This is a genomic window from Arthrobacter sp. FW306-1B-G06A (assembly GCF_058781765.1).
This window is the reverse complement of sequence record NZ_JBYSXB010000014.1, coordinates 17709-33486: the sequence shown is the minus strand read 5'-3', so window position 1 is coordinate 33486 and position 15778 is coordinate 17709. Positions and strand designations below refer to the sequence as shown.

15 protein-coding genes and 1 riboswitch are annotated in these 15778 nt (G+C 63.1%); of the genes, 4 read left to right on the top strand and 11 right to left on the bottom strand.

Annotated elements, in window-relative coordinates; all coding sequences use genetic code 11:
- Positions 1-36: 36 nt before the first annotated feature.
- Positions 37-1227, bottom strand: coding sequence for an ROK family transcriptional regulator (locus AC3WJM_RS09425; RefSeq protein ID WP_284992024.1), 1191 nt, complete (start codon positions 1225-1227; stop codon positions 37-39).
- 239 nt (positions 1228-1466) lie between these two features.
- On the opposite strand from AC3WJM_RS09425, the gene AC3WJM_RS09420 reads away from it, so the two are divergent.
- The gene (locus AC3WJM_RS09420; RefSeq protein ID WP_492271724.1) at positions 1467-2276 is read left to right on the top strand and encodes a carbon-nitrogen hydrolase family protein; all 810 of its coding nucleotides are present in this window, start codon (positions 1467-1469) and stop codon (positions 2274-2276) included.
- A gap of 30 nt (positions 2277-2306) precedes the next feature.
- Here AC3WJM_RS09420 and AC3WJM_RS09415 read toward each other — a convergent pair whose 3' ends face one another.
- From AC3WJM_RS09415 to alr, 7 genes are all read right to left on the bottom strand, one after another.
- Positions 2307-2768: a hypothetical protein gene (locus AC3WJM_RS09415; protein ID WP_492271723.1), complete on the bottom strand. Its 462-nt coding sequence runs from the start codon at positions 2766-2768 to the stop codon at positions 2307-2309.
- 71 nt (positions 2769-2839) lie between these two features.
- Positions 2840-3157, bottom strand: a complete 318-nt coding sequence (locus AC3WJM_RS09410) for a hypothetical protein (protein ID WP_307053064.1) — start codon at positions 3155-3157, stop codon at positions 2840-2842.
- Positions 3141-4568, bottom strand: a complete 1428-nt coding sequence (locus AC3WJM_RS09405) for a hypothetical protein (RefSeq protein WP_492271722.1) — start codon at positions 4566-4568, stop codon at positions 3141-3143. The genes AC3WJM_RS09410 and AC3WJM_RS09405 overlap by 17 nt, the downstream gene beginning before the upstream one ends.
- The gene (locus AC3WJM_RS09400; protein ID WP_307053066.1) at positions 4569-5285 is read right to left on the bottom strand and encodes an ATP-binding cassette domain-containing protein; all 717 of its coding nucleotides are present in this window, start codon (positions 5283-5285) and stop codon (positions 4569-4571) included.
- 72 nt (positions 5286-5357) lie between these two features.
- Positions 5358-5597, bottom strand: coding sequence for a hypothetical protein (locus tag AC3WJM_RS09395; RefSeq protein WP_415986811.1), 240 nt, complete (start codon positions 5595-5597; stop codon positions 5358-5360).
- A 222-nt stretch (positions 5598-5819) separates the two neighbouring features.
- A complete protein-coding gene (locus AC3WJM_RS09390) occupies positions 5820-7427 on the bottom strand; it encodes a PucR family transcriptional regulator (RefSeq protein WP_492271721.1) in 1608 nt (535 codons plus the stop codon).
- Entirely contained in the window at positions 7417-8637 is a 1221-nt protein-coding gene (gene alr / locus AC3WJM_RS09385) for an alanine racemase (RefSeq protein ID WP_492271720.1), read from the bottom strand. Before alr ends, AC3WJM_RS09390 begins: the two co-directional genes overlap by 11 nt.
- A 219-nt stretch (positions 8638-8856) precedes the next feature.
- Here alr and AC3WJM_RS09380 point away from each other — a divergent pair, with 219 nt between their 5' ends.
- Together AC3WJM_RS09380 and AC3WJM_RS09375 are read left to right on the top strand one after the other, a co-directional pair.
- On the top strand, positions 8857-10287 hold the full coding sequence (locus tag AC3WJM_RS09380) for an amino acid permease (RefSeq protein ID WP_492271754.1): 1431 nt from the start codon (positions 8857-8859) through the stop codon (positions 10285-10287).
- Positions 10284-12008, top strand: a complete 1725-nt coding sequence (locus AC3WJM_RS09375; RefSeq protein WP_441433652.1) for a flavin monoamine oxidase family protein — start codon at positions 10284-10286, stop codon at positions 12006-12008. The genes AC3WJM_RS09380 and AC3WJM_RS09375 overlap by 4 nt, the downstream gene beginning before the upstream one ends.
- Here AC3WJM_RS09375 and AC3WJM_RS09370 read toward each other — a convergent pair.
- From AC3WJM_RS09370 to purU, 3 genes are all read right to left on the bottom strand, one after another.
- Positions 12005-12529, bottom strand: a complete 525-nt coding sequence (locus tag AC3WJM_RS09370; protein WP_306964061.1) for a gamma carbonic anhydrase family protein — start codon at positions 12527-12529, stop codon at positions 12005-12007. The genes AC3WJM_RS09375 and AC3WJM_RS09370 overlap by 4 nt on opposite strands.
- A gap of 27 nt (positions 12530-12556) precedes the next feature.
- Positions 12557-13279 (bottom strand): class I SAM-dependent methyltransferase, encoded by a 723-nt coding sequence (locus AC3WJM_RS09365; RefSeq protein ID WP_492271719.1) that lies wholly within the window; start codon positions 13277-13279, stop codon positions 12557-12559.
- A gap of 107 nt (positions 13280-13386) precedes the next feature.
- Positions 13387-14247: a formyltetrahydrofolate deformylase gene (gene purU / locus AC3WJM_RS09360; protein WP_492271718.1), complete on the bottom strand. Its 861-nt coding sequence runs from the start codon at positions 14245-14247 to the stop codon at positions 13387-13389.
- Between the two features lie 35 nt (positions 14248-14282).
- Positions 14283-14367, top strand: a riboswitch (ZMP/ZTP riboswitch).
- A 105-nt stretch (positions 14368-14472) separates the two neighbouring features.
- Here purU and glyA point away from each other — a divergent pair.
- The gene (glyA, locus tag AC3WJM_RS09355; RefSeq protein ID WP_307053159.1) at positions 14473-15771 is read left to right on the top strand and encodes a serine hydroxymethyltransferase; all 1299 of its coding nucleotides are present in this window, start codon (positions 14473-14475) and stop codon (positions 15769-15771) included.
- The last annotated feature ends 7 nt before the right edge of the window (positions 15772-15778 follow it).

The window sequence follows — 15778 nt, the reverse complement described above, 5'->3', positions numbered from 1 at the left end:
ACGCAAGACGGCGATAACAGCGTGGTAACGAAATGTTTAGGACTGCTTAATTCCGGCGTGCTGGAACACCAAAGCGGCCGCCCCCAGGGCCTCCGCCCGGGCGCCGAGCGAAGACATCGCGAGGTGCGTTGTCTCGCCGATTACGGGCACTGCATGGCGGACGAGGCCCCGTCGGATCGGGTCCAGGAGGATGTCGCCGAGGCCGGCCAGAGGGCCGCCCACCACGATGACTTCCGGGTTTATGAGATTCGCCACATTGCCCAGCGCGCGCCCCACCGCGAGTCCGGCGTCGTCCACTACGCGAAGGGTCGCCGGATCCCTCGCCAGGGCGTTGCGGACAATGTCCTCGGGTTCGAGATGGAGCCCTGAGCCCTTCCCGAGCAGCTCGATCATGGTGGTGGTGGAAGCCATAGTTTCCAGGCAGCCCCGGTTGCCGCAGCGGCAGATCGCGCCGTATTCGTGGATGGTCGCATGGCCGATTTCTCCTGTGATTCCCACTGCCCCGTAGTAGGGCGCACCGTTGATGATGAGGCCCGCTCCGATGCCGGAACCGATCTTGAGGAACATGAGGTTGCTGATCCCGCTATGGGGCCCCCAGGTGACCTCGGAGAGGGCGCCCAGATTGGCGTCGTTGTCAACGTATACGGGAAGATCTAGGGCTTCCTCCAGCCGTTCGAGAATCTGGATCCCCACCCATTCGGGCAGGATGGCGCCCTGCGCCACGGTGCCGGAACGGCGGTCGATGGGGCCCGCTATGCCGGCCCCCGCGCCAACCACCGCGCTTCGGTCCACGCCGCTCTCGAGCAGGAGCTTGTTGAGGAGTGCGACGGCGGCGCTGATGCCCTGTTCGGCGTGGTGGCCAAGGGGGAGCGTGACCGTTTCCTCGACGATGATGTGATAGCCCAGCGAGGCCAGGACCACCCGCAGGTGGCGCCGGCCAAAATCGATCCCGACGGCCACCGCGCCGTTGCTGTTGAGCCTGACGTTCAGTGCCCGTCGTCCGGAGCTTGTGATCGGTTCGGTGGAGACGAGCCCCGCGTCCTGCATGATCTTGACGATGTTGGACACCGTTGCCGTGGAAAGGCCGGTCTGCCGGGCGAGTTCGGCCTGGGTGGAGGGGCCGCTCAGCAGGCATTCGATGAGCCGCTGCTGGTTCAGGTGGCGCAGCGCTGATTGCGAGCCGGGGTTCTTGCGGTGGCTCTTCGTCGAGCTGGATGTTGCGGGCATGACATGAAGCGTGCCTCAAATCACAGTTGCAGTCAAGAAGTTAACGCAATGGAGTGAACTTGCATCGTCATCATGAACTATGACCCGGTTTTGTACGAACCATCCCCGGCGGGTTGCCCGCAGGTCCTTTTGTCCCGGGTGGCGAGCCTTCTGCTGGCTAGGCTGGAAGGACGAGTGATCCCGGGCGTGTCTCCCATGAACGCCTGACGGGGATGCAAGGTGCTATTGAGGTGGTAATGATGCTGCTGTCCGTTCTGCAGGCCAACGCTGTTGTCCTGGACATCGACGCCAATCTGAAGACGGTCGATGCGGCGGCACAACGCGCTGCCGCGGCCGGGGCCGCCTTGTTGCTGACCCCCGAGCTCTTCCCGGTGGGGTACGCGCCGCTAAGGCTCCACGCGGAGCTTGATTTCACAACGCTTCCAAGCATCCGGGAACGACTTGCGGACATCGCCCGCACGCACGGAATCGGACTGGTCTACAGCCTTCCCGCACCAGCTGCTGATGGCGGCTGGCATATCTCCGCCACTCTTCTGGACGAGCACGGAACCGTGCTCCTGGACTATGGCAAAGTGCACCTCTTCGGCGCGGAGGAGCGAAAGGCGTTCTCCGCCGCCCAGGCGGCTCCCGGCGTCGTGGACTTCAAGGGCATCAAGACGTCGCTGCTGATTTGCTACGACGTCGAGTTCCCCGAAACGGTCCGCGCCTCGGCCACGCGAGGCGCCGAACTCCTGCTGGTTCCCACCGCCTTGTCCGCTGGCTTCGAAACGGTACCGCAGGTCCTGATCCGGGCCCGGGCACTGGAGAGCCAGCTCAACGTTGCCTACGCGAACCACAGCGGCCACGAGGACGGCTGCGACTTCCTCGGCGGGAGCGTGGTCGCCGGTCCGGACGGTTCATTGCTCGCTGCCGCCGGGGATGGTGCCGAATTGCTCTTCGCCGAGATCTCCACGGAAAGCGTCAGGGCGGCACGGGAACAGGTGCCCTACCTGCGCGAACGCCGCCCGGAGCTGTACCGGGAGTGGGAAGGTTCTGCTCCGAAAGGTTGAGGCCGCGAATGCATGGGGTGGATGAGTAGCTCAGCGGTTGACTACGGGCGCGCGTAAGCCAACCGGCCGAGCCCAAGCACGGATTCCGAGAATGAGGCTGCGTCCGTCGCCAAAGAATGGCAGAAAAAAGACTGCATGCAACAGGAACCAGTACTGCAGGAATGAACCGGGTGCCAGTAGTGCAACCAGCGCCCCCACCAAGCATGATCCACCCGGACCGAGTATCGCCACGAATGCGATCTGCCACCCGTAGAGATGCCCGACGGGAATGACGGAGAAGCGAAGGATGCCGGAAGAAACTACGACGTCGGAAATCCCGTGAAACAGCCTCATGCCCGCAACGTGAGACCACTCATGCACCAGAAATCCGCACAGCAGGCACAGCACATGCACAAGAAGCCACAGGCCAGCCCGGAAAAGTATCGGGTCAGTGGTCATGGCGGCCAGGAAGGTGCACGCCGTGAAGCCGAGAGCCGCTGCGGCAAAAGGCAAGCTACATGACCATATGAGTTGCTTGGCTATCAGCCCGGCAGTGACATCCCGGAGGGCGAACTTTCGAACAGTCAATCCTGGTTCGCTTGTAGGAGTCGCTTCTTGTGGAGCTTTAGCCGTTCCAGGACTGATGCAACGGCAACATAAAAGACCAGCGATGCCGCGAAGACAAAAGCGATGGGCGCGCCGTTCGACACCCCGATTTCCAACGCGGTCGCCCCGTCGGGCTTTGCATGGGGCTCGAAGAAGAGCGCGCCGAACAGGCCAGATTTCCTGACTCCTATTTCTGACGCCGAGAACATCGTGGTGATGAAACTTGCGACAACGACGATCATGGTGACAACAAAAGAGACTGTCATCCCGACGATGGATCTAAGCAACCACTTCATGGCGTGCAATCCTTTCCATTCTTCGCATACCCAGGATGCTGTAAAAGACGACGAGCATGTTAAGCGCGGTGAAAATTCCCGCACTGATCATTGGATCAAAGTTAAAGACGTTCAAGCCGAGCGCCACAATCATGACGACTATCACCGTGAGCAGGACCCCCATGATGACAGTGAATGGGTTTCCCTTCTCAGGAGGGAAAGCGATGCCAACTAGGGTTGATATGAGAATGTTGCTCAAACACAATCCAAGCACCGGCAGGCACGCTTCGAAGGTAATTCCTTGCGACAAGGAAATCGTGATGACTGGAATGCCCACAACCATCAAGAGGACGCCTTGCGAGCCGACGAGGCGTAAGTAGTTCGCAACGGTGCGGCCCGGATAAGTGACCATGCGCCGCAGGGGCTCCGAGTTTGAAAATGCATAGACTCCCTGAAATGTTATGAGAGCGAGGACGTAGGGTGGGAACACCAAATGCTCGAGCCAGGCGAAGACTGAATAAATGATGATAAAAGAGATAGCCACCATCGTTTCGAAACTTCGAAACAAGACCAGAATGTAAACGCCGAACGTGCGATCTGCCAAGCGTGAAGGCAGAAAGACGAAGAAGCGACGCATCGGGACGTAGTTCCTGGGTGCGGTGGCGACGATTGCCGGAATTACTGCCGCCGATGTCGCAAGGAGGATTAAAATGGATAACCAGAGCCCAACGGCTTCCTGCAGTTTCGCGTAGAGCAATGCAGGTGCAAAGTAGTCGCGCCCCAATACGTAGCTTTCGGCGATCTGGCTGCTCTGCTCGTTGGTTTGAGGAAACGCCACCGCCAGCCCGAAAGCCAGCACCATCGGGACTATCAGACCGCGAAGTCGGGCGATACGGAGGGCCTGCAGAGCACGCTCAAGCAGGTAGTAGCCGAGGCTCAGAAGCAAGTAGGTTGAAATAGCGGGGAACCAGATGGATGCCAGAACCCTCGGAATGTAATCAGGACCCTCGATCAACACGGTTGAAATGGAGAAAGCACCGAAAACGAACACGGTCATAAGGAGAACGAGGGATGACTCAAAGAGCGCAAACGCCATCGTCCTTTCCTTATTGGTCACGGGCAGATTGAAGGAGAGCTTCAGAAGCTCATCTGCCTTCATGAACAGCACCCGGATCAGTGTGTATGCAATAAGTACCCAAAATCCGACCGATGCGTTGGCCACTTGAAGAACCGGCTCAAGCAGGCCGGTTCCACCGAGATACTGACGGATGACCACATAGCTCAACACGTTGAATCCCGCGAACGCGAGAACGAGCAGGAATATGGTAGAAAGCCGAGCAGCCGGGCTGGCCAACAGGCCTCGTCCCAAGACGCGCCTCACGATGAAGAGCCAGAACAATCGAGACAGGAGAACTACGCTTTTGAAGCGCATTTAAGATGGCTCCATTGCCTGGATGAATTCGTTGGCAAGGTCAGCTATCGTTCCGTGATCTTCGATAATTTTCCGGACGGGGGCCTGAACCACTAGGGCCCCTTGGATGAGAAGCGCAAGCTCGTCAGCGACGTGCTCCAACATGGTGAAGTCATGACTGCACAGCAGAACCGATCGGCCTTCTGTGGCAAGTTGTCGGATATCTCGCTCGAAGAGGTTGATGGCGTCGATGTCGACGCCATTGAGGGTCTCATCGATGACGGTAAACCTTCGCCGGAGCATGAACGCCGCGATAAGTTGCAGCTTCTTCCTCATGCCGTGTGAGTAGTCCTCGATCAAGTCGCGGTGCCTGTCGCGCATGGAGTACCTGGCGAATTGCGTCCTCAGTGCCGCGTGATCCATGGATTCTCCATAGAGCCCGTGCATGAAACGCACGTATTCCTCCCCCGTGAGGAACTCAGGGAGGTAATCATTGCTCGACAAGTAGATCGAAGACATCTTGGCGCTGCGGCTCTGACTGCTGTCAGGTCCGATGCGGACGCGGCCGCTTTGAAGTTGGAGCAGATCCAGGATGACCTTTATCAGGGTGGACTTCCCAGATCCGTTGGGACCGATGAGGCCCATGATCTGGTCCTCGGCGATCGTGAACGAGACATCATGAAGCACTTGGGTTCTGGAGTTATAGGCGTAGTTGACGTTGGCAACACTGAGAGTCATGAGGCGTGATTCCGATGCTCTGGTCGTGGTGGCACGTTGTCAGTGCCACCACGACGGCTGGCTTGCTGGGAGTTACTTGCATTCAACCCACACAGAGACGCCCCATTGGCTCCAACTCCAATTGCCAGTAAAGCGGCCTCGTCCTTGCGTCAAACACCAGACGGCCATCGCTGCGAGCATTGCAAAAGCAAGCACCATCAGGACGGCGAGAACCACCAGAAACCAACCATCGTAGCGAACAATCATTTCGTCAATCTTGGTTCGTGCCGTTGCCATGGTGCTGCTTGCATTCAAGGCGGTCGTAGTGAGCATTTCGTTCCTCCACTTCGATTTGAGCTACCGGCGGATCCCGTGTAGCCGGCACTCGAATGCTAGGCCGCGAAAACCGCGTCTCAGTGGTCAAACGGCGAAATTAAGTGGTGAAACCCGGCAAAATACGTGCAAAATCGACGTTTCTCCGTGTGCCGGCGGCTCCGTCTACGTGTTTTAAGCAGCACGCACGTAGACAGGGCGACAGCCAAGAAGGGCTCGGGACTAAGCGTCCCCTCCGCCCACCAACCCGTCCGCGTACTGGAGCGCGATCCAAAGTTCCGCGCGCACTTGGGCCTGATTCAGATCCGTATCGAGCAGTTCGGCGAGCAGCCCGATCTGGCGGCGCACGCTGTTGCGGTGCAACCCCAGCAGCTTGGCAGAGGCGTCCCAGCTGCCGTTTTCGCTTAGCCAGCCCCGGAGCACTGCCAAGAGGGGATCGCGCTTGTCGGCTTCCAAGGCAAGCACCGGTTCAAGAAGCCTCGCGGCCAGCATCGACCCGGCCTCGCGGCCGAGGAGCCCGGTGACCGACCACGTCACCTCGTCGACGCGGGCGCTCCGTCCGCTGGACTGGACCCGTGAACGTAGCGAGGTCACCCGCTGGTGCGCTGCGGCGAGGCCTGTCAGTTCGGTCGGGTCTCCGATGACGAGCCGCCAGCCGAGCTTTTCTACGTCCGCCAGGAGCGCGTCGTCCACCTTCAAACGGGTGATCGCTGCGAATCCGTAATCGGTGATTTCCACCAGTTTGGTGTCGAAGAGGCGCCGCCATTGCAATAGCTCTCGCACCGGGCTGTCGCCGGCGGGCCATTCGGGAGAGTCAACCTTGATGCCTTGGACTACGCGCAGGGGAGCGGATCGCGTGGAGGACAGGCTCTGCGCGAGGAGGTCCTTGAGCCCGTTGACGTGCCGGGTCCCGCCGCTGGCGAGGCTTTCGGGGTGCAGCAGCAACGCCGTCGCCAATTGGCTCGGGGCGAGCGAGCCGCTGGTCCGTTGGCGGACCAGCAACTCCAGCAACCCCACCACCGACTGCACCACGCTGTTCTGGGCGGGAGTCAGCGCAGCGTCCGAGCCCAGGATCAGGGCGCCGAGGTTGGCGTCCTTGGTGCTCCGCAGCGGGTGGCCAAAGACCCTCTCCGATCCCGGCTGCTCAAAGCCGTCCATCTCGACTCGCGGCCCGCTGCCCGAAAGGAGCCGTTCCAGCATGGGCTCCAGCAGTGAATGCTCGACGCCGGTGCTGCCGCCGGCAGCGTGGGCGCGCGCACGTACCCGCCCGTCCGCTCCGACCAGAAGTGCCCAGACGGGCACCTTCTGGACCAAAGCGGCGAGCAGCTCGTGTTCAGGCCGAGGGGAGAGGACCGCCCGCATGAGTTGCCGGTTGGTGTCCGCGAGCTGGCGGAAGACCTTCGCATTGTCCGATTCCAGGAGCTGGGAGAACTCTAAGCCGATCGCTGCGAACGGGATGGACTCGGGAATCTCGATCAAGGTGAGCTTGTGCCGGCGGCACGCTTTCAGCAGCTCGGACGGGACGGCGTCGAAATACGGCCTGATCCCGAAGCCCAGCGCCGCCACTTTGGCCCCCACCAGCCGCTTCACGTAAGCATCGACGTTCTCGCTGGACCCGCCTTCTCCCAGGAAAGGGAGCCCCGCGGTCAGCAGGAACTCCCCTTCCGGCAGGTAGGGCGTGGGGTCGTCCAGTTCGCTGGGTTCAACCCAGCGCAGCAGTTCCCCGCCGCTGCCCCCGTCGTGGAGTATCTCCAACTCGGGCGGCAGCTGCTTCAGAAACTGCTCAAGCGTGACGAAACTTAGGCGGCTGGGGGTCGGCTCAGGCGACATCGCTCGCTGCCTCCTGGTAATCGGGGCACTCGTAGGCACCGGACTCATATACACGGGGGAGTCGCGGTGCGATCCGGTTGATGATCTCGTCACCATGGCTTCCGATGGCGGCACCCCAGTCATCGGCGCTCGCAGCCCCTCCAGCGGGATCGCCGAACAAGACCGCTATGTCTCCGACCTCGATTCCGGACGCGTCCGGGCCGAGGTCCACCATGAACTGGTCCATGCACACCTTGCCGATCACCGGGACCCTCCGGCCGGCGATATGGACCAGGCTCCGGCCGCTGATGCCCTTGGGGATACCATCGGCGTAGCCGAGGGGGATGAGTCCGAGGTAGCGCGGCTCATGCGTGATGGCCTGGTGTTCGTAGCTGACGCCAGTCCCCGCCGGGACTTTCTTGACCATGACGAGCGGCGCGGTGACGCTCAAAGCGGGGCGGAGTCCGAAGTCGGCGGGATCCAGATGGTCCGCTGGGGCCAAGCCGTAAATCGCCAGTCCGGCGCGGACCATGTCGAAGTGGAATTCGGGCCGGTCCAGGATGTTGGCCGAGCTCGACACGTGCCGCAGCTGCGGGTCCAGTCCGGCAGCGCGGGCTTCGCCAACTGCGTCTTCGAACTCCGCGACGGCCGCGGCGTTGCCGGGGTGGGCGGGAACGTCGGCCCAGGCCAAGTGGGTCCAGATGCCGCGGACAAGCACCGTGCCGTCCTGCTCCGCCTTGCGTGCCCGGGCCACGAGTTCGGGCCAGTCTTCCTTCCGCGCGCCGCCGCGGCTGAGGCCGCTGTCCAGCTCCAGGTGCACGACGGCGGGGCGGCCCAATTGCTCCGCGATCCCGGCCAGCACCTCAAGTTGACCGACGCTCCCAAGCGAAACGTCGACGTCGTACTCGAGTGCCTCGCGGATGGTCGCGCTGGTCTGGGATGCCAGATATAGCCACGACAGGACCGGCACGGTGATGCCCGCCTGGCGAAGTGCAATGGCTTCGCTCAACTGGGCCGTTCCGAGCCAATCAGCCCCTGCCGCCACCGCCGTGCGGGCCACATCGACGAGGCCGTGACCGTAGCCGTTCCCCTTGACGACGGCCATGAAATGCGGCGCGGCGGTGCGCCTTTTGAGGGCCTTGATGTTGTCTGAAATCGCAGACAGATCAACGCTGACATGCCCGGAAAGCGCCGCTCCGGGCGTCGTTTCTGATTGTGCAATACGTCTCATGGTTGATTACTATAGGTCATTTTGCACCGCCGTGAGAGCTGGCTCACAGGCTTACGGTTGTCAGGGGAAACCGCCAACTACTCTGAAGGGACGTCAACGGTGACTGTGCCTACCTCCACCCAGACCAAGCCAACGCACGCCACGAATGCGGATGCAGGCAATGCCGCCCGCCGCCCGGGGCTCGGTTCGCAGCTCCTGCGCCGCAAGCCGATCGGGCAAATGGTCAGCGAAGCCGGAAGCAGCGAAAGCGGTACGCCGCTGGTCCGCAGTTTCGGCGTCCTCCAGCTGACGATGATCAGCGTCGGCGCGACCCTGGGTACCGGCATCCTGGTGATCCTGGGTGAATCCGTGCCGCTGGCCGGACCCGCGGTCTGGATTTCCTTCGTGGTCGCTGGGCTGGCCGCCCTGTTCTCGGCCGTGTCCTACGCCGAAATGGCAGGCCTCGTGCCCGTCGCCGGGTCCAGCTATTCCTACTCCTATGCCACGATGGGCGAGGGCATGGCCTGGATCTGTGGTTGGTGCCTCGTCCTCGAATACGCGGTCTCCGTGGCTGCCGTGGCCGTCGGCGCAGGGCAATACGTGAACGAAACACTTTCCGCGTTCGGGCAGTTCCTGCCGGACGCGATGTCCCAGCCACCGGGCAGCGGCGGCGTGGTCAACGTGCCGGCCATGCTGATCGTGGTCCTTGCCATGGTCCTGCTGGTGCGCGGCGCCAAGGAAAGCGCCTGGATCAACACTGCGATCGTGACCATCAAGATTGTCATCCTGCTGTTCTTCTGCGCCGTTGCGTTCACCGCGTTCAACGCCGGCAACTTCGAACCTCTCATGCCGATGGGTGCCGCAGGCGTTTCGGCCGCAGCATCCCGGGTGTTCTTCTCCTACATCGGTTTCGACGCCGCTTCCACCGCTGGCGAAGAAGCCCGCAACCCCAAGCGAGACCTGCCCCGGGCCATCCTGCTCTCCATGGTGATCGTGACCAGCATTTACGTCCTGGTTGCCGTGGCCGCAATCGGTGCCCGGCCCTGGGAATGGTTCGGCGGCACAGAGGCAGCCCTCGTCCAGATCCTCGAGGAAACCACCCACCAACCCTGGATCGCGCTCGTCTTCTCCATCGGTGCCGTGCTCGCCATCGCCAGCATCGTCCTGACCGTGCTCTACGGCCAGACCCGCATCCTGCTCTCCATGTCCCGCGACGGACTGGTCCCTGAAGTCTTCGGCCGGATCTCCCCGCGCACCGGCACTCCGGTGGCCGGAACGCTCATCGTGGGCACCGCCGTCGCACTCACCGCTGGGCTTGTCCCGCTCGGCGCGCTGGCCGACGCCACCAGCATCGGCACCCTCTTCGCGTTCGCGCTGGTCAACGTCGCCGTCATCTACCTGCGGCGCAACCGCCCGGAGCTCAAGCGCAGCTTCCGCGTACCGCTCTACCCGATCACCCCCGTCCTCGGCACCCTCATGTGTGCCTACCTCATGGCCAACCTGGGTGCCGACACCTGGGTGGTGTTCGGTGGCTGGATGCTCGTGGGGATCGCCCTCTACTTCGGCTATGGACGCCGGAACTCCAAGGTAGCGGCCCTGACCGAACAGGAATACCGTGAACTATCCGCCAGGGTCGCCGACCCGGAAACTGTGAAGGCAGAACTTTCATGACCATCGCCACCGAATTGCCCACGGAACCCACACCCCGCGCGGGGGACGCCGGAATTTCCCAAGCAACGCCGGCCGACGCTCCCATCACCATGCTGAACCCGGACTTCCCGTTCAGCTACGACCACTACCTGGCCCACCCCGACGGGCTGGCGGTCATTCCGCCGGAACTGTACGGCACAGAGGTCGCGGTGATCGGTGCGGGCCTTTCGGGACTCGTGACGGCCTACGAGCTCATGAAGCTCGGGCTGCGCCCCGTTGTCTACGAGGCCGACCAAATCGGCGGGCGGTTGCGCACCGCGAGCTTCCCGTCCGCTCCCGGAGTGGTGGCAGACCTCGGTGGCATGCGCTTCCCGGTGTCCGGAAAGGCGTTCTACCACTACGTGGAACTCCTCGGCTTGGACACCCAGGAATTCCCCAACCCGCTTGCCCCGGCAACATCGAGCACCGTGATCGAGTTGGCCGGACAGAAGCACTACGCCGCCACGTCGGCTGAGCTGCCGGAGTTCTTCCACGAGGTTGCCGCAGCCTGGAAGGCCGCAGTGAATGACGGCGCCGCGTTCCAGGAAATGCAGGAGGCGATCCGGGTCCGCGACACCAAGCGCATCAAGGAGCTATGGAACGGGCTGCTCCCGCTGCTCGACGAACAGACCTTCTACGGATTCATCGCCGCAAGCACGTCCTTCAAGGACGCCGGATTCGCGCACCGCGAGGCCTTCGGCCAAGTAGGTTTCGGCACGGGTGGCTGGGACACCGACTTCCCCAACTCCATCCTCGAAATCCTGCGCGTCGTCTACACCGACGCCGATGACCAGCACCGCCTCATCACCGGGGGAGCGCAACGGCTCCCCGAGGCACTCTGGCACCACGCGCCGTCGGGCATGGCCCACTGGCCCGAGGGCACCTCGCTCGCATCGTTGCATTCCGGTTCCCCGCGCGGAGCCGTGGACCGCATCGAGCGCGGAGCGGACGGCGACCTCATGGTGCGCGAGCGTTGGGGCCGCGAAACCGGGTACTCCGCCGTCGTGACCACCTGCCAGTCCTGGCTGCTGTCCACGCGCATCCACACCCAGGAATCGTTGTTCCCCTCGGAACTGTGGACCGCGATCGAACGCTCGCACTACATGCAGTCGTCCAAGACCTTCGTCATGGTGGACCGACCGTTCTGGAAGGACATCGACCCCGAAACGGGCCGCGAAGTGTTGTCCATGACGCTGACCGACCGGCTCAACCGGGCGACGTACCTGCTCGACGACGGCCCGGACAAGCCTGCCGTCATCCTGCTCTCCTATACGTGGAACGACGACGCCCTGAAGTGGCTCTCGCTCAGCGCCGAGGAACGCGTCAAGCTCATGCTGCACTCGCTCGAGCAGATCTATCCGGGTGTGGACATCGCGAGCCACATCGTGGGCCAGCCCATCACCGTTTCCTGGGAGGCCGACCCCAACTTCATGGGTGCCTTCAAGGCCAACCTGCCAGGGCACTACCGCTACCAGCAGCGCCTGTTCACGCACTTCAAGCAGGACAAGCTGCCGGAGAGCCAGCGAGGCATCTTCCTTGCGGGCGACGACGTCTCGTTCACCGCAGGCTGGGCCGAAGGCGCCGTCACCACAGGGCTGAACGCTGTGTGGGGCGTGGTGAACCACCTCGGTGGTTCGTCCGCGGCAGGCAACCCCGGTCCCGGTGACCTGTTGGACGAGCTGGGGCCGATCAGCCTGGACTAACCCTGCGCGTGCATCCCGCGGTGCGCCGCCGCTAGCTCCCGGTAGTGCGCTGCGTTGCGCTTCACGCCGTCGAGCTCTTCTTCGCTCAGTTCGCGTCGCACCTTGGCAGGCACGCCCGCAACCAAGGAACGCGGCGGGATGACAGTTCCCTCAAGCACGACGGCGCCCGCGGCCACCAGCGAACCCGTACCGATCACGGCTCCGTTCAGGATGGTGGCGCTCATGCCAATGAGGCAGTCGTCCTCAACGGTGCATCCGTGGACGACGGCGCTGTGGCCGACACTGACGCGCTCGCCGACGGTGCAGGGGAAGCCGGGGTCGGCGTGCAGGACCACATTGTCCTGGAGGTTCGAGCCGGCACCGACGCTGATGGCGGCGGTGTCGGCACGGACTGACACACCATAGAAGGCGCTCGAGTCCTGGCCGAGGGTTGCCTTGCCGATGATGGAAGCCGTGGGTGCCACGAAGGCGGTGTCATGGATGGCCGGGGTATCCCCGGCGAACGTGTAAATGGGAGCCATGGGGCAAGCCTAGATGACGGCGCCTGCCTAACCTCGCTTCGCTCGGCCAGGGAACCCTGGCGGCGTGGGCCCAAGCGAAGGAGTCCGGAGGACCAGGAACTGGTAATGCTGCGTCCAGTTCCCGGCGCCGGGTCCCGACTCGACTCCTGTGCCCTCGGGCCAGGTCTCAAAGCGCTCGACGTCGCCGTGCGCGCCAAAGATGCGGTGCAGGGTGTCATCGCTCCGCCGGCTGAAGAACCGCCGCGGCTCGTCTTCGTCCTCGGGGTTGAGGACTTCCTCATCGTCACCGGACCAGAGTCCGACGGCGATTGGCGCGCCAGCCGCGCTGACCCGCACGAGTTCACTGACGACGTCGTGGATTACCGCGTTGGGCACGTGCAGCAGGGTGCTCATAGTCCACACGGCCGGGAAAGTAGCATCGGCGAACGGCAGGGACCGGCCGCTGGCAACGCTGGCGTCGAGCCCTTTGGCACGGGCAACGTGGATGCTCTCCTCGGACAGGTCGACGCCGGTGTAGTGCAATCCGGCCCGCACGAATTCCAAGCCTTCGACGCCTGTGCCGCAGCCTAGTTCGAACAGCGAGTGCCTGTGTTCTTCCTTGAGCAGGCGGATAAACCAGTCGCGGCATTCCGTCCGACGCGGGGTCATGGCGCGGGTGTTCTGGATGCCGGCCTGCCGGTCGTAGTAAACGGCCAGGTTCGCCTCGTGATAGTCGGCTTCGTCGCTGAAGGCCCTTCGGGTCCCGTCCATGGACCCAGCGTAGAACACCCAACTAACTAGCAGTAGGTGTCGTTATGAGGCCTCTAAACGACAACAACTGCGAGTTAGTTGGGTGGGGAGCTGGTTGGGTGGGGCGCCTAGTTGAACACCACTGTGCGGGTGCCGTCGAGCAGGACGCGGTGCTCTGCGTGCCACTGCACAGCCTGTGCCAGCGTGCGGCCCTCGACGTCGCGGCCCATCTGCACGAATTGCTCGGCCGTGCGTGCGTGGTCCACCCGGATGACTTCCTGCTCGATGATCGGACCCTCGTCGAGGTCCGCCGTGACGTAGTGCGCAGTGGCCCCGATGATCTTCACGCCCCGGGCATGCGCCTGGTGGTAGGGCTTGGCGCCCTTGAAGGACGGCAGGAAGGAGTGATGGATGTTGATGGCCTTGCCGTTGAGCTCGGAGCAGAGCTCGTTGGAGAGTACTTGCATGTAGCGCGCCAGGACGGTCAGCTCGATGCCGTGCTCATGGATGAGTGCGAGCAGCTTCGCCTCGGCCTGCGGCTTGGTGTCCGGGGTGACCGGGATGTGGTGGAAGGGGATCCCATAGAACTCCGCCAGGCCTTCGAGGTCCCGGTGGTTGGAGACGATGGCCGGCACCTCGATGGGGAGGGTTCCTGAGCGTTGCTGGAAGAGCAGGTCGTTGAGGCAGTGTGCGTCCTTTGAACCCAGGATCAGGGTACGGACCTTCTGGCCCACCGGGTTGATTTGCCACTTCATGCCGAATTCTTCGGCCACCGGGGACAGCGCCGAACTCAGTTCAGCCTGGCTCGAAGAAGTTGTGGCTTCCACCCGCATGAAGAAGTTTCCCGTGCTGGGGCTGCCGTATTGCTGGGAATCTGCGATGTTGCAGCCGGCCTCCAACAAAGCCCCTGCAACGGCGTGCACAATTCCGGGCCGGTCCGGGCAGGACAGGGTTACAACAAAAGACGTAGGCAGGGTGGAGTCAGTCACAGCTAAAGCCTACCGTTGCGCACCTGTTGTACTGTTTAAGTCGTCGCGACTGGCGTTGGGTGGTGCACCACCAGGGAGCGGCATTTTGAAGACCACGGATCGTACGCCTGGGCCGAGGGTCACGTTTTACTGTCGCTGTGCCATGCCCCGTAATCAAAGGCATGGAAAAAACCCAGCCGGTAGCCTGACCTGTAGAAATACCCGTTGCCTATCCAGGAGATCTTCGTGACCACCACCACCATCACCTCCGCGACCATCAGCAACCAGCCGCTTGCCGAGCTCGACCCCGAGATCGCAGCAGTTCTGGAACAGGAACTCGGCCGCCAGCGCGGCACCCTGGAAATGATCGCTTCCGAGAACTTTGCGCCCCGCGCCGTCATGGAAGCCCAGGGCTCGGTCCTGACCAACAAGTACGCCGAAGGCTACCCGGGCCGCCGCTACTACGGTGGTTGCGAATACGTGGACGTCGCCGAGCAACTGGCCATCGACCGCGTGAAGGCGCTCTTCGGCGCCGAGTACGCCAACGTCCAGCCGCACTCCGGTGCGCAGGCCAACGCCGCAGCCCTGTCCGCCATGATCACTCCAGGTGACAAGATCCTCGGCCTTTCCCTTGCCCACGGCGGCCACCTGACCCACGGCATGAAGCTCAACTTCTCCGGGAAGCTCTACAACGTGGCTGCCTACCAGGTTGAAGAAGACACCTTCCGCGTGGACATGGACAAGCTCCGCGAACAAGCCATTGCCGAGAAGCCCCAGGTCATCATCGCCGGCTGGTCCGCTTACCCGCGCCACCTCGATTTCGCAGCCTTCCGTTCCATCGCCGACGAGGTTGGCGCGCTCCTCTGGACGGACATGGCCCACTTCGCGGGCCTCGTCGCAGCCGGCCTGCACCCGAGCCCGGTGCCGCATTCCGACGTCGTGACCTCCACGGTGCACAAGACGCTGGCCGGCCCCCGTTCCGGCGTGATCCTCGCTAAGCAGGAATGGGCCAAGAAGCTCAACTCCAACGTGTTCCCGGGCCAGCAGGGCGGCCCGCTCATGCACGTGATCGCCGCCAAGGCCGTTGCCTTCAAGATCGCCGCCGGCGAGGAGTTCAAGGAGCGGCAGGAGCGCGTCCTCGAAGGCGCCAAGATCATCGCCGATCGCCTCAACCAGGCCGACGTCGCTGAAGCTGGTGTTTCCGTTCTGACCGGCGGCACCGACGTGCACCTGGTCCTCGTGGACCTGCGCAACTCGCAGCTGGACGGCCAGCAGGCCGAAGACCTCCTTCACTCCGTGGGCATCACCGTCAACCGCAACGCCGTTCCGTTCGACCCCCGCCCGCCGATGGTCACCTCGGGCCTGCGCATCGGTACCCCGGCCCTGGCTACCCGCGGCTTCGGAGCCACCGAGTTCGCCGAGGTTGCCGAGATCATCGCTTCGGCGTTGAAGGCCGGTTCCGCTACCGACGTCGAAGCATTGCAGGCCCGCGTCGACAAGCTCGCCGCTGACTTCCCGCTGTACCCGCAGCACGAGCAGTGGTGAACCCGTC